This is a genomic window from Vogesella facilis, from assembly GCF_042648525.1.
In the GTDB taxonomy this organism is placed as follows: domain Bacteria; phylum Pseudomonadota; class Gammaproteobacteria; order Burkholderiales; family Chromobacteriaceae; genus Vogesella; species Vogesella facilis.
Window position 1 is genome coordinate 266060 of sequence record NZ_JBHRXN010000032.1, and the last position, 22146, is coordinate 288205.

Annotated in this window: 20 protein-coding genes; 11 read left to right on the forward strand and 9 right to left on the reverse strand. The window is 65.5% G+C overall.

Annotation, left to right across the window (positions count from 1 at the left end; genetic code table 11):
* Positions 1-160: 160 nt before the first annotated feature.
* A complete protein-coding gene (dapA, locus tag ACFOLG_RS14935) occupies positions 161-1036 on the forward strand; it encodes a 4-hydroxy-tetrahydrodipicolinate synthase (protein ID WP_386093220.1) in 876 nt (291 codons plus the stop codon).
* A gap of 16 nt (positions 1037-1052) precedes the next feature.
* Positions 1053-2168, forward strand: a complete 1116-nt coding sequence (gene bamC, locus ACFOLG_RS14940; RefSeq protein WP_386093221.1) for an outer membrane protein assembly factor BamC — start codon at positions 1053-1055, stop codon at positions 2166-2168.
* A gap of 589 nt (positions 2169-2757) precedes the next feature.
* Here the strand turns inward: bamC and ACFOLG_RS14945 are convergent.
* The gene (locus ACFOLG_RS14945) at positions 2758-4029 is read right to left on the reverse strand and encodes a ribosomal protein uL16 3-hydroxylase (protein WP_386093223.1); all 1272 of its coding nucleotides are present in this window, start codon (positions 4027-4029) and stop codon (positions 2758-2760) included.
* On the opposite strand from ACFOLG_RS14945, the gene ACFOLG_RS14950 reads away from it, so the two are divergent.
* Entirely contained in the window at positions 4028-4507 is a 480-nt protein-coding gene (locus ACFOLG_RS14950) for an FKBP-type peptidyl-prolyl cis-trans isomerase (protein ID WP_386093225.1), read from the forward strand. The genes ACFOLG_RS14945 and ACFOLG_RS14950 overlap by 2 nt on opposite strands.
* 30 nt (positions 4508-4537) lie before the next feature.
* On the opposite strand, the gene ACFOLG_RS14955 is transcribed toward ACFOLG_RS14950, so the two are convergent.
* From ACFOLG_RS14955 to ACFOLG_RS14985, 7 genes are all read right to left on the reverse strand, one after another.
* A complete protein-coding gene (locus ACFOLG_RS14955) occupies positions 4538-5077 on the reverse strand; it encodes a phosphatase PAP2 family protein (protein ID WP_386093227.1) in 540 nt (179 codons plus the stop codon).
* Entirely contained in the window at positions 5002-5226 is a 225-nt protein-coding gene (locus ACFOLG_RS14960) for a hypothetical protein (protein ID WP_386093228.1), read from the reverse strand. Before ACFOLG_RS14960 ends, ACFOLG_RS14955 begins: the two co-directional genes overlap by 76 nt.
* On the reverse strand, positions 5223-6038 hold the full coding sequence (prmC, locus tag ACFOLG_RS14965) for a peptide chain release factor N(5)-glutamine methyltransferase (RefSeq protein ID WP_386093230.1): 816 nt from the start codon (positions 6036-6038) through the stop codon (positions 5223-5225). Before prmC ends, ACFOLG_RS14960 begins: the two co-directional genes overlap by 4 nt.
* A 3-nt stretch (positions 6039-6041) precedes the next feature.
* Complete coding sequence (mgtE, locus tag ACFOLG_RS14970) at positions 6042-7484, reverse strand: magnesium transporter (protein WP_386093232.1); 1443 nt, start codon at positions 7482-7484, stop codon at positions 6042-6044.
* Between the two features lie 260 nt (positions 7485-7744).
* Complete coding sequence (gene mtgA, locus ACFOLG_RS14975) at positions 7745-8428, reverse strand: monofunctional biosynthetic peptidoglycan transglycosylase (protein WP_386093266.1); 684 nt, start codon at positions 8426-8428, stop codon at positions 7745-7747.
* Positions 8429-8431: 3 nt separating this feature from the next.
* The gene (gene aroE / locus ACFOLG_RS14980; protein ID WP_386093234.1) at positions 8432-9253 is read right to left on the reverse strand and encodes a shikimate dehydrogenase; all 822 of its coding nucleotides are present in this window, start codon (positions 9251-9253) and stop codon (positions 8432-8434) included.
* Between the two features lie 110 nt (positions 9254-9363).
* Positions 9364-9813, reverse strand: a complete 450-nt coding sequence (locus tag ACFOLG_RS14985; protein WP_386093236.1) for a rhodanese-like domain-containing protein — start codon at positions 9811-9813, stop codon at positions 9364-9366.
* A gap of 322 nt (positions 9814-10135) precedes the next feature.
* Between ACFOLG_RS14985 and glnA the strand changes: the two genes are divergently transcribed.
* From glnA to ACFOLG_RS15015, 6 genes are all read left to right on the forward strand, one after another.
* Positions 10136-11554, forward strand: coding sequence for a type I glutamate--ammonia ligase (glnA, locus tag ACFOLG_RS14990; protein ID WP_386093238.1), 1419 nt, complete (start codon positions 10136-10138; stop codon positions 11552-11554).
* Positions 11555-11689: 135 nt separating this feature from the next.
* Complete coding sequence (locus tag ACFOLG_RS14995; protein WP_386093240.1) at positions 11690-12133, forward strand: DUF4124 domain-containing protein; 444 nt, start codon at positions 11690-11692, stop codon at positions 12131-12133.
* A gap of 107 nt (positions 12134-12240) precedes the next feature.
* Positions 12241-13293 (forward strand): nitrogen regulation protein NR(II), encoded by a 1053-nt coding sequence (gene glnL / locus ACFOLG_RS15000; RefSeq protein WP_386093242.1) that lies wholly within the window; start codon positions 12241-12243, stop codon positions 13291-13293.
* 17 nt (positions 13294-13310) lie between these two features.
* Complete coding sequence (gene ntrC, locus ACFOLG_RS15005) at positions 13311-14774, forward strand: nitrogen regulation protein NR(I) (RefSeq protein ID WP_386093244.1); 1464 nt, start codon at positions 13311-13313, stop codon at positions 14772-14774.
* Positions 14771-15289 carry a GNAT family N-acetyltransferase gene (locus ACFOLG_RS15010; protein WP_386093246.1) on the forward strand — a complete coding sequence of 173 codons (519 nt, stop codon included), beginning with the start codon at positions 14771-14773 and terminating at the stop codon, positions 15287-15289. The genes ntrC and ACFOLG_RS15010 overlap by 4 nt, the downstream gene beginning before the upstream one ends.
* Before the next feature lie 71 nt (positions 15290-15360).
* Positions 15361-18042 carry an HAD-IC family P-type ATPase gene (locus ACFOLG_RS15015; RefSeq protein WP_386093248.1) on the forward strand — a complete coding sequence of 894 codons (2682 nt, stop codon included), beginning with the start codon at positions 15361-15363 and terminating at the stop codon, positions 18040-18042.
* Positions 18043-18073: 31 nt separating this feature from the next.
* On the opposite strand, the gene ACFOLG_RS15020 is transcribed toward ACFOLG_RS15015, so the two are convergent.
* Entirely contained in the window at positions 18074-19000 is a 927-nt protein-coding gene (locus tag ACFOLG_RS15020; protein WP_386093249.1) for a LysR family transcriptional regulator, read from the reverse strand.
* Positions 19001-19098: 98 nt separating this feature from the next.
* On the opposite strand from ACFOLG_RS15020, the gene metE reads away from it, so the two are divergent.
* Together metE and ACFOLG_RS15030 are read left to right on the forward strand one after the other, a co-directional pair.
* The gene (gene metE / locus ACFOLG_RS15025; RefSeq protein WP_386093251.1) at positions 19099-21378 is read left to right on the forward strand and encodes a 5-methyltetrahydropteroyltriglutamate--homocysteine S-methyltransferase; all 2280 of its coding nucleotides are present in this window, start codon (positions 19099-19101) and stop codon (positions 21376-21378) included.
* 108 nt (positions 21379-21486) lie between these two features.
* Positions 21487-21828 (forward strand): FKBP-type peptidyl-prolyl cis-trans isomerase, encoded by a 342-nt coding sequence (locus ACFOLG_RS15030; protein ID WP_386093253.1) that lies wholly within the window; start codon positions 21487-21489, stop codon positions 21826-21828.
* Positions 21829-22146 lie beyond the last annotated feature (318 nt).

The following is a 22146-nucleotide window of genomic DNA, read 5'->3' on the forward strand; positions in this document are numbered from 1 at the left end:
CTTATACCAGTCTCTGATGTGTACCGGAAAACCGTGCATTTTAGCACAAACCTCCTAACAATCAGCGGCTTGCGCCTTGTACGTATTGCTTGCGCCCGGCAACGGGAATTCCGCTACAATCAGCCGTCTCTATTCAACTCTTATCCAGATAGGCAGACCCATGCTCACCGGCAGCCTTGTTGCACTGGTCACCCCGATGTTCGAGGACGGCCAGGTCGATTTCGAATCGCTCAATCGTCTCGTAGACTTCCATATTGCTAACGGCACCAGTGGCATCGTCGCCGTCGGCACCACGGGCGAATCCGCCACTCTGGGCGTAGAAGAGCACATCAAGGTCGTTGAGGCCGTGGTCAAACATGCCGCCGGCCGTACCCGCGTGGTAGCCGGCACCGGCGGCAACTCCACCGCCGAAGCCATCGAACTGGCCCGCCTGGCCAAAGGCGCCGGCGCCAGCCACACCCTGTCGGTGGTGCCGTACTACAACAAGCCGACCCAGGAAGGCATCTACCAGCACTTCCGCGCGATTGCGGAATCGGTGGATATCCCGGTGATCCTGTACAACGTACCGGGTCGCACCGTGGCCGACATGAGCAACGATACCGCGCTGCGTCTGGCCCAAATCGACAACGTGGTCGGCATCAAGGACGCCACCGGTGATATCGGCCGTGCCTGCGACCTGGTGCTGCGCGCGCCGGCCGACTTCGCGCTGTACTCCGGCGACGACGCCACCGGCATGGCCTTCATGCTGTGCGGCGGCCACGGCGTGATCTCGGTTACCGCCAACGTGGCGCCTCGCCTGATGAGCGAGCTGTGCCAGGCGGCCCGTGCCGGTGAAACCCACACTGCCCGCAAGATCAACGACCAGCTGCAAGGCCTGCACAAGCAACTGTTCATCGAACCCAATCCGATTCCGGCCAAATGGGCGATGCACCGCATGGGCATGATGCCTGCCGGTCTGCGCCTGCCGCTCACCCCGCTGAGTAGCAGTGCCGAATCCATCGTCGAAGCCGCCATGCGCCAGGCCGGCGTCCTGTAACCTGCCGAACATGCCAATGAACAAGACCCTGATGACCGGCCTGCTGTGTGCAGGCCTGCTATCCGCCTGCGCCAGCAGCAACCCGGACAGCAAGTACGATTTCAAATCCGACTCGCCGAAAACCAAAGCCGGCCTGGAAGTTCCGCCGGACCTGAGCCTGCCGAGCCAGCAGGATCGCTACCCGCTGCCGAGCAGCACCAGCGCACTGGCGCAGCAACAAGCCGCCGCCCAGCCGGGCAAGCCGGCCGGCCAGGCCATTCTGCAGCAGACCGCCAATGCCAGCCTGGAACGGGCCGGCAGCCAGCGCTGGGTAAGCGTGCAGAACAAATCGCCGGCGGAACTGTGGCCGCTGCTGAAAGCCTTCTGGCAGGACAACGGCTTCGTGATCCAGAACGAAGACCCGGAAATCGGCTACATGGAAACCGACTGGGCGGAAAACCGCGCCAAGCTTGGTGCCGGTGCCATCCGCAACATGCTGGAAACCGTCGGCCTCGGCTCGGTGATGTCGACCCCGGAGCGCGACCGCTTCCGCATCCGCATCGAAAAGAGCGCCACCGGCACCGATGTGTTCTTCAGCCATCGCGGCATGTACGAGATCTACATCAACGAAGCCAAGGAAGAGACCCGCTGGCAGCCGCGCCCGACCGATCCGGAACTGGAAGCTGTGTTCTTGGAGCGCTTCATGGTGCGCCTGGGCGTGGATGAAAAGGTTGCTGCCCAGAGTCGCACCCAGGTTGCAAGCGCCGCCCCTGCCAGCAAAGCGCGTCTGGCCGACGGCGTGATCCAGCTTGACGACAGCTTCGAACGCGCCTGGCGCCGTGTCGGCCTGGTGCTGGAACACAACGGCCTGACCATCACCGACCGCGACCGCTCGCTGGGGGTGTACTTTGTCAGCCCGGCAGAAGATGAGGCCAAGGCCAAAGAAAAAGAAGGCGGCGGTTTCTGGAGCAGCCTGGCCTTCTGGCGCGACAACACCAAACCGGCCGACGATGCCCGCGCCAGCCTGCGCGTGCAACTGACCGCCGCCGGTGAGCGCCAGGTCAGAATCGACATCCGCCCGGAAGGCAACACCCCGCTGCCGGCCAAGCAGAAAGAACAGCTGCTGCAGAAAATGGCTGCCGAGCTTAACTAAGCGCCTGCTGCCCGCCACCAAAAAAGCCCGCGATTGCGGGCTTTTTTTCGACTCTAGGCAAGCAGCGTCAGCTGCAGGCAACAAAAAACCGGCCAGAGGCCGGTTTTTTCGCAATCACAAAAGTGATTACTGAGCTGCGGAAGCTGCCGGAGCGGAAGCGTCAGCTGCCGGGGCGGAAGCGTCAGCTGCCGGAGCGGATGCTTCAACCGGAGCGGAAGCCTCAACGGCCGGAGCGGAAGCTTCTACCGGAGCTTCTTCTTTTTTACCGCAAGCGGACAGAGCAACGGCCAGCAGGGCAGCAACGAGGAGCGACTGTTTCATTTGGTTATTACCTTTGAAAGTAAGTTGAACAAGACGTCTGGTTCACCACCTTCTTAGCAAAAACGCTTACTAAAGAAAGCAGTGTAGATACTGTCAGTGCGCAGAATTGTAGCACGAATAAAATTGCTGGGAAGAGGGAATGCGCTAATTTATTGCAGATATTTCGTCCTTCAATGCTGCATTGCAGCAACAAGAACGATCCACCCTTCCCGACTCCGCAAATATTCTTCGTTTTCGATCCTGCAAGAATATTGGCATGTTACGGCAATTAGCCGGCCTCTACCAGTGGGTACCACCATCCCGTGAGGTAGCCTTCATACAATGTGGGCAACATCGTGTCTGTAACGCCACTTCCGGCGAGCTGCCTGTCATTGGCCAATTGTTGCCAAGCAGTCAGGTCATCCGGTTCGCATTCCAACACGCTTCCGTTGCAGTACAGCATTTTTTTGGCATAAAGAATCTGGCTTTTTAAATCCAGCACGATGCCATGTTGTTGAACCGCATCGGCAAATTCCACCTCGTCCAGCTCCTCATCCGGCGCATCGTAGAATACATGCGGCTTGGGCTCGGTAAGGTAATGGCCAAGAAAATCGGACACGGTAGCGTCGTCCCAGCGGATCTCGCGCAGCATGCGGCCAACCTGCGCCACCATGCTGTCATCGATGCGCGCCGGATCGGACTGCGTCGTCAACTGCGGATCGGCATATCTACCATCCATGCAAATGCGGTCCTGCAGGTAAACCAGGAATTCCGTCGCTAACTCCTGCGCAGATGGCGCCCTGAAGCCGATGGAATAGGTCATGCCCGGTTCCAGCGCCACGCCGTGATGCGCGCAGCGCGGCGGCAGGTACAACATGTCGCCGTGCTCGAGGATGAACTCCTCTTCCGGCTGGAAATCGCGCAGCACCTTGATCGGTGCATCCTCGATGAAGCTTTCGTCCTGCTGCGTCGAGATCTGCCAGCGCTTGCGTCCGCCCACCTGCAGCAGGAACACATCATAAGAATCGAAATGCGGCCCCACCGTCCCGCCCTGCGGCGCATAGCTGATCATCAGGTCGTCCAGCCGTGCATACGGGATGAAATTGAAGCGCCACAGGATATCGGCCACATGCGGCAAATGGTGGTTCACGTTCTGCACCAGGATGGTCCAGTCGCTTTCCGGCAGGCGCTTGAAGCGCGACGGGCGGAACGGGCCGCGCTCCAGCTTCCACTGGCCGTTGCGGAATTCGATCAGGCGCGACTCCACTTCCTCCTGGCCGGCCAGCTCGGCCAGCACGTCAAAATCCACCAGCTCGCCGACATCCTTCAGCGCACCGCGAATCAGCAGCGGCTTCTTGTGCCAGTAATCCTGCAGGAAAGTGGCGGCCGACATGCCGCCCAGTAGGTCAATTGGTTTCATGGCAATTTCTCGTTGTGCCATCAGGCAATGGTTTACAATATCAACAGCGTGTTTTTCGCAGAAGTCTGGCGCATCTGCCGCCACAGCGGCATGCGATGCCGCAAACTTCCCCTCATTTTCTTTACGACGGTACCGCCTCATGCAAATCGTTAAAAACTCGGTCGTGACTCTCCATTACGAAATGTACGACGCCGACAACAACCTGCTCGACAAGACCGAAGAGCCGATCGCCTACCTGCATGGCGGCTATGACGGCATCTTCCCGATGGTGGAAGAAGCCCTGCACGGCAAGGCCGTTGGCGAGTCCGTTACCGTGACCATGAGCCCGGACGATGCCTTTGGCGACCCGGAAGAAGAGCTGATCCGCGTTGAACCGCTGGACGCGCTGCCGGAAGACGCCGAAGTAGGCATGATGTTCGAAGCCGACGATCCGGAAACCGGCGACATCATCCTGTTCCGCGTCACCAACGTGGCCGACGGCAAAGCCGTACTGGACGGCAACCACCCGCTGGCTGGCCTGACCATCCGCTTCGTGGCCACCGTGGCCGAAGTGCGTGAAGCAACCCAGGACGAAATCACCCACGGCCATGCCCACGGTGAACACGGTCACCACCACTAAGCCGCCACGCGCGCGCTGACAAAACGGGGCTCAGGCCCCGTTTTTGTTTTGTCGCCACGCCAGCACCGCCAACAGCAGCACCAGCAGGTTGTAGCCAAGATACGCTTCGTTCGGCACACCGCGCTGCAGCTTCCATATCGCCACCGCCACCGAAACCGGCAGCAACAGCGCCAGCAGCAGCCGCGCCTGCGGCCAACGTACGGCCTGCACGCGCCATGCCAGCGCCGCCACCGCATAACCCACCGCCGCCCCGGCAGTCACGTCCAGCGGCCAGTGCACGCCGATGGCCAAGCGCGACAGACACACCAGCGACACCAGTAGCAGGCCGGCCAGTTGCCACGCCAGGCGCTGCCCGGCTGCCAGCAAACCGCACAGCAGCGCCACCGCCATGGCATGGCCGGATGGAAACGAGCCGTTCGCCGGCAGCACATCCAGCAACTGCACGCTGCCCGCCGGCAATACCAACGGCGGGCGCGGCACCGCGAAACCCGCCTTCAGGCCGATGGCGGCGGCAACAGCTCCGGCAGCCGCGCCGCGCGCCACAACAGCAACGCCACCACCAGCGTCCACTCCCCCGCCATGCTCAGCAGGCGCCAGAGCACCGCCGGCAGCGACTGCGCCGCATGGTGCAGCACCAGAAACAGCGCCTGATTGACGCCGCTGGCGGCCAACGTCAGCGCCAGCAACGCCCACAGCAGTGCCAGACGCGGATTGCTCACGGTTGCTGGCCCAGCGTCACGCGGTCGTTGCCGGCCAGGTCCGGCAGGGTCGCCACCTGCTGCAGGCCGGCGGCGACAAACAGCGCGCGACAGGCCGCGCCCTGGTCATAGCCGTGCTCCACCAGCAGCCAGCCACCCGGCAGCAGGCGCTCGGGGGCGCCGGCGGCGATCGCGCGCAGGCACGCCAGGCCATCGTGCTCGTCGGTCAGCGCCATGCGCGGCTCGAAGCGCACGTCGCCCTCGTCCAGGTGGTGATCGTGCTGTTCGATATACGGCGGGTTGCTGACGATGGCATCAAAGCGCAGCGCCGGCGGCAGCGGCGCCAGCCAGCTGCCGTGATAGAACTGCACCGCGGCACCAAGGTTGGCCGCATTGGCCTGCGCCACGACCAGCGCCGCAGGCGACAGGTCCACCGCCGCCAGCTGCCACTGCGGTGCCTCCAGCGCCAGCGTGCAGGCGATGATGCCGCTGCCGGTGCCCAGGTCCACCACCCGCGCCTGGCGGGTGCGGCCAACCTTGTCCAGCGCCGCCTCCACCAGGTGTTCGGTTTCCGGGCGCGGGATCAGCACCGCCGGCGACACGGCAAAGTCGCGGCCATAGAATTCGCGCCGTCCCAGCAGATAGGCCACCGGTTCGCCGGCCAGGCGGCGCGCCGCCAGCGCGGCATACGCCTGCCACTGCGCCTCGGGCAGCGGGTCCGCCCCGGCCGACACCATGGCGGCATGGCTCAGCCCGCTGACGTGGGCCAGCAGCAAGCGCGCCTCCAGGCGTGGCAGCAGGAAATGGCGCAGGGCTTCGTTGAGTGTCGGCATGATTTACAACAGGAACAGGCTGGCCAGCCCCAGGAAGATGAAGAAGCCGCCGGAGTCGGTACAGGCGGTAATCAGCACGCTGGAGCCGACCGCCGGGTCTTTGCCAAACCGCTCCATCATGGTCGGGATCAGCACCCCCATCGACGCCGCCAGCATCAGATTCAGCGTGGTGGCCGCCAGCATCACCAGCCCCAGCGAGAAGCTGCCGTACAGCAGCCAGGCCAGCACGCCCAGCGCCGAACCCCACACCAGACCGTTGATCACGCTGACCCCCAGCTCCTTGCGCCACAGCCGCTGCGCCTGCCCCGGCTGCAACTGCCCCATCGCCAGCGCGCGCACGATCATGGTGATGGTCTGGTTGCCGGAGTTGCCGCCGATACCGGCGACGATCGGCATCAAGGCGGCCAGGGCCACCAGCTTTTCGATGGAGCCTTCGAACGCCCCGATCACGCGACTGGCGACGAACGCGGTGCACAGATTGATCGCCAGCCACGACCAGCGGTTCTTCACCGAGTCGATCACCGGCGCGAACAGGTCTTCCTCTTCTTTCAGGCCGGCCAGGTTCAGCGCCTCGGTGTCGGATTCCTCGCGGATCACGTCCACCATCTCGTCCACGGTCAGGCGACCGACCAGCACGCCCTTGTCGTCTACCACCGGCGCGGTCACCAGGTCGTAACGTTCGAACGCCAGCGCCGCATCCACCGCTTCTTCTTCCGGGCTGAAGCTCACCACCTCGGTGGCCATGATGTCGACGACCAGCGCCTCCGGGTCGGAGATCAGCAGCTTGCGGATCGGCAGCACGCCTTTCAGCACGCCGTCTTCATCGGTAACGAAAATCTTGTCGGTCTGGTGCGGCAGCTCGTCGAAGCGGCGCAGGTAGCGCAGCACCACCTCGCAGCTGACGTCGGCACGGATCTTCACCAGCTCGAAGTCCATCAGCGCACCGATCTGGTGCTCCTCGTAGGACAGCGCCGATTGCAGCTGCTGGCGCTCTTCCTCGTCGAGGCCGCCCATCACCTCGTACACCACCTGGCGCGGCAGGTCGGCGGCAAGATCGGCCAGCTCGTCGGCGTCCAGCTGCTCGGCCGCCGCCACCAGCTCGTGCTGCTCCATCGACTCGATCAGCGATTCGCGTACCGCGTCGGACACTTCCAGCAGGATGTCGCCTTCGTCGTCGGCGTCCACCAGGTCCCACACCAGCAGGCGGTCGTCCAGCGGCAGCGCTTCCAGGATGTAGGCGATGTCGGCCGGGTGCAGTCCCTGCAGCTTGTTTTCCAGCTCGGCCAGGTTCTGCTTGTGGACCAGCGACTCCACCAGGTCATGCTTGGGCATGTCCTGGCGATGCACGAGCTCCTCCACCAGGCGCTGACGCTCGATCAGGCGCTGCACTTGGAGCAGGTTTTCCTGCAGACGATCGGTAGGTTGTTTCTTGTCGACAACCGTCATGCACGTCTCCTTCCGCCCAGGGCGGAGTGCACGCACAATCCGGCAATAGGCAGGGTTATTGGTCAGCCAGCGTGGCTGTTAAAAGATAGGGCAAATGAAAACTGGGTAAGTCCATGAGTAAAACCGCGCTCCCTGCGCAGCCATCACGAATAGAGGCGCGCATTGTAACATGCCGCCTGCGGGCAGCGGTTACCGATTGTTGACGGCAAAATGGCCGCGGACGGGCAGTCGGCGGCCATTTGGAACGGGCGTGCGGGCGGTTACGGCGTGTCGGCGTAGACCATGCGCCGCTGGATGATGCGGGTCTTGCGCGCCAGCCCCGGCGCATTGCGGTGCTCATCGTAAAAGCGCGGGTTGGGCACCATGGCGGCCAACTTGGCGGCCTGTCCGGCGGACAGCCTGGCGGCGCTGCTGCGGTAGTAGTGCTTGGCGGCGGCCTCGGCGCCGAATACGCCGTTACCCCACTCGATCACGTTGAGGTAGATCTCGAAGATGCGGCGCTTGTCCAGCACCGCCTCCAGCATCACGGTGATCACCGCCTCTTCCAGCTTGCGCCACGGCGTCTTCTTGCTGGACAGGAACAGGTTTTTCGCCAGCTGCTGGCTGATGGTGGAGCCGCCGGCCACGATGCGGCCCTGCTTCAGGTTCTTGTCGAACGCTGCCTCGATGCCATCCCAGTCGAAGCCTTCGTGGTCGACGAACTTGGCATCCTCGGAGGCGATCAGCGCGCGCTTGAGGTTGCCGGAGATGCGCTCATACGGCACCCAGCGGTGACGCAGCTCGGCCTCCGGATCGTCTTCCTGCAGCCGGGCCAGCTGCTCGTTCATGAAGGCGCTGGCCGACGGGTTGTAGCTGCGCCAGTAGACGATGTGGCTGAAGATCCACAGGTTGTACAGAAAAAGGGCGGCCAACAGCACCGCCCCGATTCGCAGAGTCCAGCGCAGCACTTAGGCCAGTACCTCGCGCAGCAGGTTGGTGACCTTGCGGGTATCCGGCTGCTCTCCGCGCCAGATGCGGAACGCCTCAGCCGCCTGCTCCACCAGCATGCCCAGGCCATCGGCCAGCATGCCGCAATGCTCGGATTGCGCGCGGCGCAGGAACGGGGTCAGCCCGCGGCTGTACACCATGTCGTAGGCCAGCGAACGGCCGCTGAAGATACCGGCCGGGATCGGCGGCAGCTCACCGGACAGGCTGGTGGAGGTGCCGTTGATGACGATATCGAACTGCTGCCCCGCCAGCGCCTCGTAGCTGCAGGCGGCAATCTGCCCCAGCGCACGGAACTGGTGCGCCAGTGCCTCGGCCTTGATCACGGTGCGGTTGGCGATGGTCACGCTGGCCGGCTTCTCGGCCAGGATCGCCGGCAGCACGCCGCGCACGGCGCCACCGGCCCCCAGCAGCAGCACGCGCTGGCCGGCCATCGGCACGTCCAGGTTTTCCACGATGTCACGCACCAGGCCCACGCCGTCGGTGTTGTCGCCATACACCTTGCCGTCGCGGAAGCTCAGCGTGTTCACTGCCTCGGCCAAGCGCGCGTTGTCGGACACCTCATCGGCAAAACGGAAGGCATCGCCCTTGAACGGCAGGGTGACATTGAGGCCCTTGCCGCCGGCGGCGGCAAAGGCGGACACCACCTCGTTGAACTTGCCGAGGTCGGCAAACAGCTTTTCATACTGCAGCACCTGACCGGTGGCGGTGGCGAACTCGGTATGGATGAACGGCGACTGGCTGTGCGACACAGGATTGCCGATGACGGCGTAACGATCAATCATGGTTTACATCTTCCGATAAGGGTAACTGGGCAAGCCGGTGGCAGCCGCTTGGCCGAGGGCACACTTTGCCTTGTCGGCCAGGAAACTGCAACCGTTGCCCCGCCTTGCTGTCAGCCCTGAATCCAGGGCAAGCCGGCGGCCTTCCAGCCATTGACGTTGCCGCGGTGCTGCGCCGCATCGCGGTCGCCCTCGAAGCCTTCCAGAATGTTGTACACCTCGCGGTAGCCGGCAGCTGCGGCCAACTTGGCGGCCTCGTCGGAACGGGCACCGGAGCGGCAGATGAACAGCACGGTGGCGTCCTTGGCCACCTGCGCCTCCAGCTGCGGCACGAACTGGGCATTGGGCACCATACCGGGGAAGGTGCGCAGCTCCACGCGCACCGCTTCCGGCACCACGCCGACGAACTGCCACTCGGCGGCGCTGCGCACGTCCACAATCACGCTGCCCGGCAGCGCCTGGCGCAATGCCCAGGCCTCGGCAGGCAGCAGCGCGCCACTATAGGTAAGACCGAGTTGGGCGCCGCGTTCGCGCGCCGTGGCCAGCAGGTTTTCTGTCGTCATGTTGTATTCCTTCTAACGCCGGCGCCTTGCGCCGCGGGTGAATGGGCTGTCATCGGGACATCACAGTGTCAGCTGCATGATAATGGCTGTCATCAGTCAGCGGGCAAATGGCACGCAAGTCGGTTTCTCGCACCAATTTGACGCGGCAATCACACCCTGCGCCTCAAGTTGGTGCACCATAATGGAACGAGTGCGGCCAACCTTGCGCCAGCGCCCTGAAATAGCGCCGTTACAATCTGGCACGCTTCATGCTTTAACCCTGGCACACCTGTATAGAGTGCCTACAATCCCCGGCACATAGCTTTCTCACTAGGAGATCTCCATGGCGGTTGCAGACGTAGTCAAGCTGATTCAAGACAACGACGTTAAATTTGTCGATTTGCGCTTTACCGACACAATGGGTAAAGAACAGCACGTTACCATCCCGGCACACGTACTGCTGGAAGATGCCGACGAGTGGTTCGAACGCGGCCATGCGTTCGACGGCTCCTCCATCGCCGGCTGGAAAGGCATCCAAGCCTCCGACATGCTGCTGATGGCCGACCCGGCTACCGCCAAGATCGACCCGTTCTTCGACGAGCCGACCGTATTCATGTCCTGCGACGTGATCGACCCGGCCGACGGCAAGGGCTACGACCGCTGCCCGCGTTCGGTTGCCAAGCGCGCCGAAGCCTACCTGAAGGCCTCCGGCATTGGCGACACCGCCTTCTTCGGTCCGGAACCGGAATTCTTCATTTTCGACAGCATCACCTGGGGCACCGACATGTCCGGCTGCTTCGTGAAGATCAAGGCAGAAGAAGCTGCCTGGGCTTCCGCTGAAGAATTCGAAGGCGGCAACACCGGCCACCGTCCGGGCGTGAAGGGCGGCTACTTCCCGGTACCGCCGGTTGACTCCTCGCAAGACATCCGCTCGGCCATGGTGCTGCTGCTGGAAGAGCTGGGCGTACCGGTAGAAGTACACCACCACGAAGTGGCCACCGCCGGCCAGAACGAAATCGGCACCAAGTTCAGCACCCTGACCCAGCGTGCCGACTGGACCCAGATCCTGAAGTACGTGGTACACAACGTGGCGCACAGCTACGGCAAGACCGCTACCTTCATGCCGAAACCGATCGTTGGCGACAACGGCTCCGGCATGCACGTGCACCAGTCGATCTGGAAAGACGGCAAGAACCTGTTCGCCGGTGACGGCTACGCCGGCCTGTCCGACATCGCCCTGTACTACATCGGCGGTATCATCAAGCACGCCAAGGCGCTGAACGCCATCACCAACCCGGGCACCAACTCCTACAAGCGTCTGGTTCCGCACTACGAAGCACCGGTGAAACTGGCCTACTCCGCCAAGAACCGTTCCGCTTCCATCCGCATCCCGCACGTGGCCAACCCGAAAGGCCGTCGTATCGAGGCACGCTTCCCGGATCCGCTGGCCAACCCGTACCTGTGCTTCTCCGCACTGCTGATGGCTGGCCTGGACGGCATCCAGAACAAGATCCACCCGGGCGACGCCGCCGACAAGAACCTGTACGACCTGCCACCGGAAGAAGACAAGCTGATCCCGACCGTGTGTGCATCGCTGGATGAAGCGCTGGCCGCACTGGACGCAGACCGCGAGTTCCTGACCCGTGGCGGTGTGTTCTCCAACGAGTGGATCGACGCCTACATCGACCTGAAGATGAAGGAAGTGAACCTGACCCGCATGACCACCCACCCGGTGGAATTCGCGATGTACTACTCGCTGTAAGCGACTCGACCCCGCGTTACAGCCACCCCGCACCGGCAACGGTGCGGGGTTTTTCACGTCCGGCCGCCGGCGGCCAACATGACGCCGACCGGGCAATTGACTATCATCCACGCAGAACCCCTGCCGAACACCCCGATGCCACGCCACCTGACTGCCCTGCTGCTTGCCGCCTTCTGCGGCGCCACCCATGCCGACACCATCTACAAGTTTGTCGACCAGGACGGGCACGTCACCTTCACCAATGTCCCCCGCCCCGGCGCCAGGGCCATCATGGTCAGCCCCAATGGCGGCGCCACCCCGGCCGGTCCGCGCAAGAAAACCAGCCTCAGCCAGCCGGCGGACAACGGCAACACCCCCTCCATCGCACCCGGCGTGCAGAAGCAGCGCGACGCCGGCCGCCGCCGCATCCTGGAAACCGAGCTGGCCAACGAACACAAGGCGCTGCTGCTGGCACGCACGGCCCTGACCGAAGCCCAGCAGAAAGCCGGCAGCAAGCCGGAGCAGCTGCAGCGCCTGCGCGACGAAGTCACCGATCGCGAGCGCAATATTGATGCACTGACCCGGGAGCTGGGCGGCTGAATGCACTAAACTAGTGCATAAGCCGCTGCTGCACTATTCTGCAGCAGCCCGGTGGCGGGCTTGCTTCTTGCTAGTTGCCTGCCACACCAACATCGGGCATCCGTCACATGACAACGCACGCTTATTCCGGCCTGGAACTGCTCGATACCCCGGTCTTGATCGTCGAACGCAGCGGCCAGCTGCACTTCGTCAACCCCGCCTGTGAAGACCTGCTCGGCATCAGCCACAAGGAGCTGAAAAAGCTCACCCTGTACGAACGCTTCCACCACAACAAGGCGCTGCGCAACGCGGTGCAGATGGCGCTGGACCACGCCGGCAGCTTTATCGAACACGACCTGGAACTGCTGCCGGACGGCGACGAAGCCATCCACGTCGGCCTCACCGTCACCCCCATCGACAGCCCGCCGCGGCTGGCACTGCTGGAGATGCGCCCCATCGACCAGCAGCTGCGCATCGTCAACGAAGAACGCCACCTGCTGCAGCAACAGGCCAACCGCGAGCTGATCCGCAATCTGGCGCACGAAATCAAGAACCCGCTGGGCGGCATCCGCGGTGCGGCGCAGCTGCTGGAGCACGAAATTGCCGACCGCCCGGAGCTGCTGGAATACACCGGGGTGATCCGCGAGGAAGCGCTGCGGCTGCAGCACCTGGTCGACCGCCTGCTGGCGCCGCACCGCCGCCACGTGGCCAGCGACGTCAACATCCACGAAGTGCTGGAGCGGGTGCGCAGCATCCTGCTGGCCGAGTACCCGCAGCAGCTGAGCATCCGCCGCGACTACGACATCAGCCTGCCGCAGCTGGCCGCCGACAAGGAGCAGCTGATCCAGGTGGTGCTCAACATCGGCAAGAACGCGGTGCAGGCAATGAAAGGCAGCGGCGAGCTGATCCTGCGCACCCGCGTCGCCCGCCAGGTCACCCTGGCACGCAAACGCCATAACCTGGCACTGAAATTGCAGATCATCGACAACGGCCCCGGCATCCCGGAAGAAATCCGCGAACACGTGTTCTACCCGCTGATCACCGGGCGCGCCGAAGGCACTGGCCTGGGGCTGACCCTGGCGCAGACCTTCGTGCACCAGCACGGCGGCACCATCGAATTCGACTCCCGGCCCGGCAACACCTGCTTCACCGTACTGCTGCCGTTCGGCCCGGATCAATAACCAAAGGCAAGCCAAGCATGACGCAAACAGTCTGGATCATCGACGACGACAAGGCCATTCGCTGGGTACTGGAAAAGTCCCTGGCGCGCAGCGGCATTGCCTATGTGAGCTTCCCCAGCGCCGACGACGCGCTCAACGCGCTGTACGATGCCACGCCCAGCGTCATCATCAGCGACATCCGCATGCCCGGCACCGACGGGCTGAAATTCCTCGCCAAGGTCAAGCAGGAGCACCCGTCGCTGCCGGTGATCGTGATGACCGCGCACTCCGACCTCGACTCCGCGGTGGCGGCGTTCCAGGGCGGCGCCTTCGAATACCTGCCCAAGCCGTTCGACGTCGACCAGGCGGTGGCGCTGATCGAGCGCGCACTGGCGGAAAGCCGCAGCGGCGACAACGCCGACGAGGCGGCAGTGGACATGCCCACCCTGCTGGGGCAGGCGCCGGCGATGCAGGACGTGTTCCGCGCCATCGGCCGCCTCAGCCAGTCCAGCGTCACCGTGCTGATCACCGGCGAATCCGGCTCCGGCAAGGAGCGAGTGGCCGAGGCACTGCACCGCCACTCGGTGCGCGCCGGCAAACCGTTCATCGCACTGAACACCGCGGCGATCCCGAAAGACCTGCTGGAATCCGAGCTGTTCGGCCACGAGAAAGGCGCCTTCACCGGTGCGCTGGGCACCCGCCGCGGCCGCTTCGAGGAGGCCGAGGGCGGCACGCTGTTCCTAGATGAAATCGGCGACATGCCCACCGAACTGCAGACCCGCCTGCTGCGCGTGCTGTCCGACGGCCACTTCTACCGCGTCGGCGGCCACACCCCGATCAAGGCCAATGTGCGCGTGATCGCCGCCACCCACCAGAACCTGGAAGAACACGTCAAACAGGGCAAATTCCGCGAAGACCTGTTCCACCGCCTGAACGTGATCCGCCTGCGGCTACCAGCGCTGCGCGAACGCAGCGAGGACATTCCGCTGCTGACGCGCCACTTCCTGGCGCGCAGTGCGGCCAACCTTGGGGTGGAACCCAAGCGCCTCACCGACGCGGCGATGGAGCTGGTGCGCCACTACCCGTTCCCCGGCAACGTGCGGCAGCTGGAAAACCTGTGCCAGTGGATCACGGTGATGGCGCCGGGGCAGACGGTGGAAGTCTCCGACCTGCCGCCGGAATTCCGTAACGAACCCGGCACCGTCAGCAGCGAACCCGCCGTCGCCAGCAGCAGCGCCACCGGCAGCGTGGCCACGCCGCCGGCCAGCAGCGGCAGCGCCGACTGGGCGCAGTTGCTGGCACGCGAGGTGAGCCAAAGGTTGGCCGCAGGCGAAACCGGCATCATCGATGACCTGACCGCGCGCTTCGAGAGCACCTGCATCAAGAGCGGCCTGGCGCATACCGGCGGCCGCAAAGTAGAAGCGGCGCAGCTCTTGGGCTGGGGCCGCAACACCCTCACCCGCAAGATCCAGGAACTGGGCCTGGAGCACGGGGCGGAATGATGCGCATCCTGGAGCTGCGCCAGATCGACGCCGAACAGCTGGCACAGCTGGTGGCGCTGCTGCAGGACTGCGTGCACGGCGGCGCCTCGGTCGGCTTCCTCGCGCCGCTGGCGGACAAGGAAGCGGCGCGCTACTGGCAGCAGCTGGCGCGCGAGCTGCACCTGGACAGCCTGCGCTGCTGGGTGGCCTTGTACGACGGCCGCATCGTCGGCAGCGTGCAGCTGGCGCTGTGCGGCAAGGCCAACGGCCGCCACCGCGGCGAGATCCAGAAGCTGCTGGTGCACAGCAGCCAGCGCGGCCGCGGCATCGCCGGCCGGCTGATGCAGGCGGCGGAGCAGGCGGCGCGCGACGTTGGCCGCACGCTGCTGGTGCTGGACACCGACAGCAACTCGGTGGCCGCCCGCCTCTACCCGCGGCTGGGCTGGCTGCCGGCCGGCGACATCCCGCACTACGCCGCCAGCCCGGACGGCCAGCTGCACGCCACCCGCTACTTCTACAAGACCCTGCCCGCCTGACAGCGGCGGCGCGCCGCCCGGGCGCGCGGCCACGTTCTATCATGACAGCACTCCCCCGCCGCGAGCCCGTCATGCCGCCACCCGCCCCGCCGTGCTGGCACCAGCTGGATAGCCAGCAGGTGCTGGCCCACTGTCACAGCCGCCGCGACGGCCTGAGCGCCGCCGAGGCCGCCAGCCGCCTGGCCAGCCACGGCGCCAACCTGCTGCCGCAGCCGGCGCGCAAGAACCTGCTGCAGCGCTTCCTGCTGCAATTCCACAACCTGCTGATCTACCTGCTGCTGGCCGCCGCCGCCATCACCGCCGTGCTCGGCGACTGGGTGGATACCAGCGTGATCGTGGCGGTGACCGTGATCAACGCCGCCATCGGCGCGCTGCAGGAAGGGCGCGCCGAAAGCGCGCTGGCGGCGATCCGCAAGCTGCTGGCGCCCGGCGCCATCGTGGTGCGCGGCGGCGAGCGCCACGCCGTGGACGCCAGCCAGCTGGTGCCGGGCGACATCGTGCTGCTGCAAAGCGGCGACAAGGTGCCGGCCGATGTGCGGCTGCTGGACACCCGCTCGCTGCGCATCGACGAAGCGGCGCTGACCGGCGAATCGCTGCCGGTGGACAAGCACAGCGCGCCGCTGCCGGCCGACACCGCGCTGGCCGAGCGCAGCAATATGGCCTATGCCGGCACCCTGGTGAGCGTCGGCCAGGCGCATGCGCTGGTGGTGGCCACCGGCAGCGCCACCGAGCTGGGCCGCATCAACGCCATGCTGGGCAGCGTGCCGGCGCAACTGACACCGCTGAGCCGCGAGCTGGCGCGCTTTGCCCGCCAGCTCTCCATCGTCATCGTGGCGGTGGCGCTGCTCACCATCGCGCTGGGCATCCTGTGGCGCGGCCATCACTGGCAGGCGATGTTCATGGCCGGCGTCGGCCTGGCGGTGGCGGCCATCCCCGAGGGGCTGCCGGCCATCGTCACCATCACCCTGGCCATCGGCGTGGAGCGCATGGCGCGCCAGCGCGCCATCATGCGCAAGCTGCCGGCGGTGGAAACGCTGGGCTCGGTGACGGTGATCTGCTCCGACAAGACCGGCACGCTGACCCGCAACGAGATGACCGCCAGCCAGGTGCAGCTGCGCGACGGCCAGCTGCAGGTCAGCGGCAGCGGCTACGCGCCGGAAGGCGGCCTGTTCCGCCACGGCCAGCCGCAGCACTACGGCAGCCACGCCGCGCTGGATGCGCTGCTGCAGGCCGCCGCACTGTGCAACGACGCCCGGCTGCAGCCGCAGGCCGGCGGCTGGCAACTGCTGGGCGACCCTACCGAAGGCGCACTGCTGGCACTGGCGCTCAAGGCACGGCTGCCGCTGGAGCAGCTGCTGCAGCGGCTGCCGCGACGCGATGCCATTCCGTTCGAGTCGGAACACCGCTTCATGGCCACCCTGCATCACGACCACAACGGCCAGCGGCTGATCCTGCTCAAGGGCGCGCCGGAGGTGGTGCTGGCGCGCGTCAGCCACGAGCTGGCCGCCGGCGGCGAGCAGGCGGCCAACCTGCCGTGGTGGCAGCAGCAGGCCGCCCGCCTGGCCGGCGACGGCGGCCGGGTGCTGGCGCTGGCCAGCCGGCAGCAGGCGCACGGCAGCAGCGAGCTGAGCTTCGACGACGTGGCCGGCGGGCTGACGCTGCTGGGGCTGGTGGTGCTGCTCGACCCGCCGCGCGCCGAGGCGCGACAGGCGGTGGCGTTGTGCCGCGCCGCCGGCATCCGCGTCAAGATGATCACCGGCGACCACGCCGCCACCGCCGCCGCCATCGGCCGCCAGCTGGGCATCGGCGATGGCCGCGCGCTGAACGGCCACGACCTCGACGCGCTGGACGACGCCGCGCTGGCGGCCGCGGTGCAGCAGGTGGACGTGTTCGCCCGCGCCAGCCCGGCGCACAAGCTGCGGCTGATCGCGGCGCTGAAGCAGCACGGCGAGGTGGTGGCGATGACCGGCGACGGCGTCAACGACGCGCCGGCGCTGAAACAGGCCGATGTCGGCGTGGCAATGGGCGGCAAGGGCACCGAGGCGGCCAAGGAGGCGGCGGAGATGGTGATCAGCGACGACAACTTCGCCACCCTGGTCAGCGCGGTACGCGAGGGCCGCACCGTGTACGACAACCTGAAAAAGGCCATCCTGTTCATTCTGCCCACCAATGTCGGCCAGGCGCTGATCATCATCGCCGCCATCCTGTTCGGTGTGGCACTGCCGGTCAGCCCGGTGCAGATCCTGTGGGTGAACATGGTGTCGGCGGTGACGCTGGCGCTGGCGTTCGCCTTCGAGCCGACCGAACACGGCGTGATGCGGCGCCCGCCGCGGCCGCCCGGCGCGCAGCTGCTCGACCGGCTGTTCCTGTGGCGGCTGGTTTTCGTCGGCCTGCTGATGGTGGCGCTGCCGTTCGCGCTGTACCTGCAGCTGCTGGCCGAAGGCGGCGGCCACCCGCTGGCCAGCACCATGGCGGTGAACAGCATGGTGGCGATCGAGATCGCCTATCTGTTCAACAGCCGCCAGCGCCACGCCAGCGCCTGGCGCCGCGACACGCTGCTGGGCAACCCGGTGGCGTTTGGCTGCGTACTGCTGCTGATCGTGCTGCAGCTGGCGTTCAGCTACCTGCCGTGGCTGCAGGCGCTGTTCGGTACCGCCGCGCCGAGCGGCCGCCACTGGCTGCTGGCCGCCGCCAGCGGCGCGCTGGCCTTCGTGCTGATCGAAGCGGAAAAGGCGCTGCTGCGCCCGCGCTGAGTGCGGCCAACGTTGGCCGCATTCAGCGCCATCACGCCAGCACGCTCAGCCCCGGCAGGGTGGCAAAGCTCTGCTCGCGCACGGTGTGCAGGAAATCCTGCATATAGCCCAGCTCGGCATCGTCGCTGCGCAGCGCGGCGTACAGCTCGCTCTGCAGCCCGCCGGCGCCGATGCGCGCGCTGGCCACGTAGCCGCGCTCCAGGTAGGGCTGCACCGCCCAGTACGGCAGCGCCGCCACGCCGCGGCGGCTGGCCACCAGCTGGATGATGGCGATGGTCAGCTCCGACGAACGCCGCGCCGGGTTCACCCCGGCCGGCTTCAGCACCTTGCGCATCAGCTCCAGCATCGTATCCGGCACCGGGTACTGGATCAGTGTTTCACCGACAAAATCCTCGGCCTGCCACACCGGCTTGCCGGCCAGCGGGTGGTCATTGGCCATGATCAGTACCATCTCGTAGGCGAACAGCGGCTGATAGCTCACGCCATCCAGCGGCTCCGCCTCCGAGGTAATCGCCAGATCGGCGCGCCGCGTCGGCAGCAGCCCCACCGGGTCGGCGTGGAAGCCGGACACGATGTCCAGCTCCACCGCCGGCCAGTGGCGGCGGAAGGCGTCCATCGCCGGCATCAGCCAGTCGAAGCAGGTATGGCATTCCACCGCGATGCGCAGCTCGCCGGCCTCGCCCTCGCGCAGGCGGGCGATGTCGCGCTCCGCCGTGGCGATGCGCGTGCCGACTTCGCGCGCCAGCGTCAGCAGCCGTTCACCGGCCGGGGTGAAGCGCAAGGGCTGCGTCTTGCGTTCGAACAGCGGCAGGCCGTAGTACTCCTCCAGCGCCTTCAGCTGGTGCGACAGCGCCGACTGGGTAAGGAACACCCGCTTGGCCGCCTGCGAGACGCTGCCGGTCTCGGCCAGCGCCAGCAGGGTCTTCAGGTGCCGCAATTCCAGCAAGGTTTGCGACATGAATTCACCTCATATTGATCAGTAAAATAATGAAATTGCCTCATGATTGTAGGTGCCGCATGCTGAATGCACAATTTTAATCAGCCAAGGCATTCCACATGAGCCACATTCACCTTTTGGGTTTTCCCCGCATCGGCGCCAGGCGCGAACTGAAATTCCTGGTCGAGAAATTCTGGAACAACGAAATCGATGACGCCGCCCTGCAGGCCGGGGCGCGCGAACTGCGCCAGAAGCACTGGCTGCTGCAGAAAGGCGCCGGCCTCGACATCAGCCCGGTGGGCGATTTCTCGCTGTACGACCAGGTGCTGGACGCCCAGCTGCTGGTGGGCGCCATCCCGCGCCGCTTCGGCTTCGATGCCGCCAAGCTGAGCCCCGCGCAGTACTTCCAGCTGGCTCGCGGCAACCAGAGCCAGCACGCGCTGGAAATGACCAAGTGGTTCGATACCAACTATCACTACCTGGTGCCGGAATGGCACGCCGACAGCAGCTTTGCGGCCAACCCGGCACCGCTGCTGGCGCAGGTGGCCGAAGCGCAGGCGCTGGGCATTCACGCCAAGCCGGTGCTGGTCGGCCCGCTGACCCTGCTGTGGCAGGGTAAGGCCAAACAGGCCGGCTTCGACCGCCTGACACTGCTGCCGGCGCTGCTGGCGGCCTACCAGGAGCTGCTGGCCGCCTTGCACGGCGCTGGCGTGCAATGGGTACAGCTCGACGAGCCTATCCTGAGCCTGGATCTGCCGCAGGCCTGGCTGGACGCACTGGCCGACAGCTACCCCCAGCTGGCGCACAGCCCGCTCAAGCTGCTGCTGGCCACCTACTTCGGCGATGTCTCCGCCCACGCCGCACTGCTGAAGGCGCTGCCGGTGGCCGGCCTGCATCTGGACCTGGTGCGCGCACCGCAGCAACTGCCAGTCTTCCTGCAAGGTTGGCCGCAAGACAAGGTGCTGTCCGCCGGCCTGATCGATGGCCGCAATATCTGGCGCGCCGACCTGGATGCGGTACTGCAGCAGGCCGAGGCGCTGCGCGCCCAGCTGGGCGACAAGCTATGGCTGGCCCCCAGCTGCTCGCTGCTGCACAGCCCGTTCGACCTGGCACAGGAAATCCAGCTGGATGTGGACCTGAAGAGCTGGCTGGCGTTCGCGGTACAGAAAGTGAACGAGCTGAAACTGGTCAAGCGCGGCCTGCTGCAGGGCCGCGACAGCATCGGCAACGAGCTGGCCGCCAGCAACTTCGCCCGTGAGCAGCGCCGCAGCAACCCGCGTATCCACCGCGCCGACGTGGCCAGCCGCCTGGCCGCGCTGCAGCCGGGCAGCGACCGCCGCGCCAGCCCCTACTCGCTGCGCGCCGCGGCGCAGGAAAGCTGGCTCAAGCTGCCGCTGCTGCCCACCACCACCATCGGCTCCTTCCCGCAGACCAGCGAGATCCGTGCCACGCGCGCCGCCTTCAAGCGCGGCGAGATCGATGCGGCCAACTATGAAGCGGCGATGAAGGCGGAAATCGAACTGGTGATCCGCAAGCAGGAGGTACTGGACATCGACGTGCTGGTGCACGGCGAAGCCGAGCGCAACGACATGGTGGAATATTTCGGCGAGCAGCTGGATGGCTTCGCCTTCACCGAGTACGGCTGGGTGCAGAGCTACGGCAGCCGCTGCGTCAAGCCGCCGCTTATCTACGGCGATGTGGTGCGCCCGCAGCCGATGACCGTCAGCTGGACGGTGTACGCGCAGAGCCTGACCCCGCGCCCGGTAAAAGGCATGCTCACCGGCCCGGTAACCATCCTGCAGTGGAGCTTCGTGCGCAACGATCTGCCACGCAGCGAGGTGTGCCGCCAGATTGCGCTGGCGATCAACGACGAAGTGCTGGACCTGGAAAACGCCGGCATCAAGGTGATCCAGATCGACGAGCCGGCGGTGCGCGAAGGCCTGCCGCTGAAGCGCGGCGACCGGGACGCCTACCTCGCCTGGGCCGGCGAAGCATTCCGTCTGTCATGCGCCGGCGTGGACGACAGCACCCAGATCCACACTCACATGTGCTACTCCGAGTTCGGCGACATTCTGCCGGCAATCGCCGCGCTGGATGCCGACGTGATCACCATCGAAACCTCACGTTCCGACATGGAGCTGCTGCGCGACTTCGGCAGCTTCCACTACCCGAACGAGATCGGCCCCGGCGTGTACGACATCCACAGCCCGCGTATTCCGGCGGAGCGTGAACTGGAAAACCTGCTGGCCAAGGCACTGGACGTGATCCCGGCCCGCCGCCTGTGGGTGAACCCGGACTGCGGCCTGAAAACCCGCGGCTGGCCGGAAGTGGAAGCCGCGCTGCAAGCCATGGTCAACGTCACCAAGCGCCTGCGCCAGCAGCTGACCGCCACCGCCTGACAGCACAACTGAAGCCAGCCAACGCCCGTCTGCCCCGCGCAGACGGGCGTTTTCGCATCCCGCGCCACGGGGTAGAATCCTGCCCAGTTTCCTAGCGGCAAGACATTCATGAGCACCGAACTGCAAATCGAAGACATCGTGGTGGGCGACGGCAAGGCCGTGGTCAAGGGCGCGCTGATCACCACCCAGTACACTGGTTACCTGGAAGACGGCACCAAGTTCGACTCCTCCTACGATCGCGGCAAGCCGTTCCAGTGCGTGATCGGCACCGGCCGGGTGATCAAGGGCTGGGACATCGGCCTGATGGGCATGCAGGTCGGCGGCAAGCGCAAGCTGTTCGTGCCGGCCCACCTCGCCTACGGCGAGCGCCAGATCGGCGCCCACATCACACCTGGCAGCAACCTGCTGTTCGAGATCGAGCTGCTGGAAGTGCTGACCCGCGACGACTGAGCCTCTGCTTATCGCCCGACGCCCCAAACACCAAAGCCCGCTAACGCGGGCTTTTTGCTTGTCTGTGCAGCGATTGGGCCGACCGGCGGCCAACGCTGATCACATGGGCAGACATGAGGTGGGGAATCGGGCGGCGTGCAGGCGGGCTAGCGGCTTGGGTCCGGTACGGTGCGTGCGCAGCACGCACGCCACAAAGCACAAAGCCCAGCTTGATCTCTCAAGCTGGGCTTCACATGGGGGAGTCTGGCGGTGTCCTACTTTCACACAGGTATCTGCACTATCATCGGCGCTGAGGCGTTTCACGGTCCTGTTCGGAAT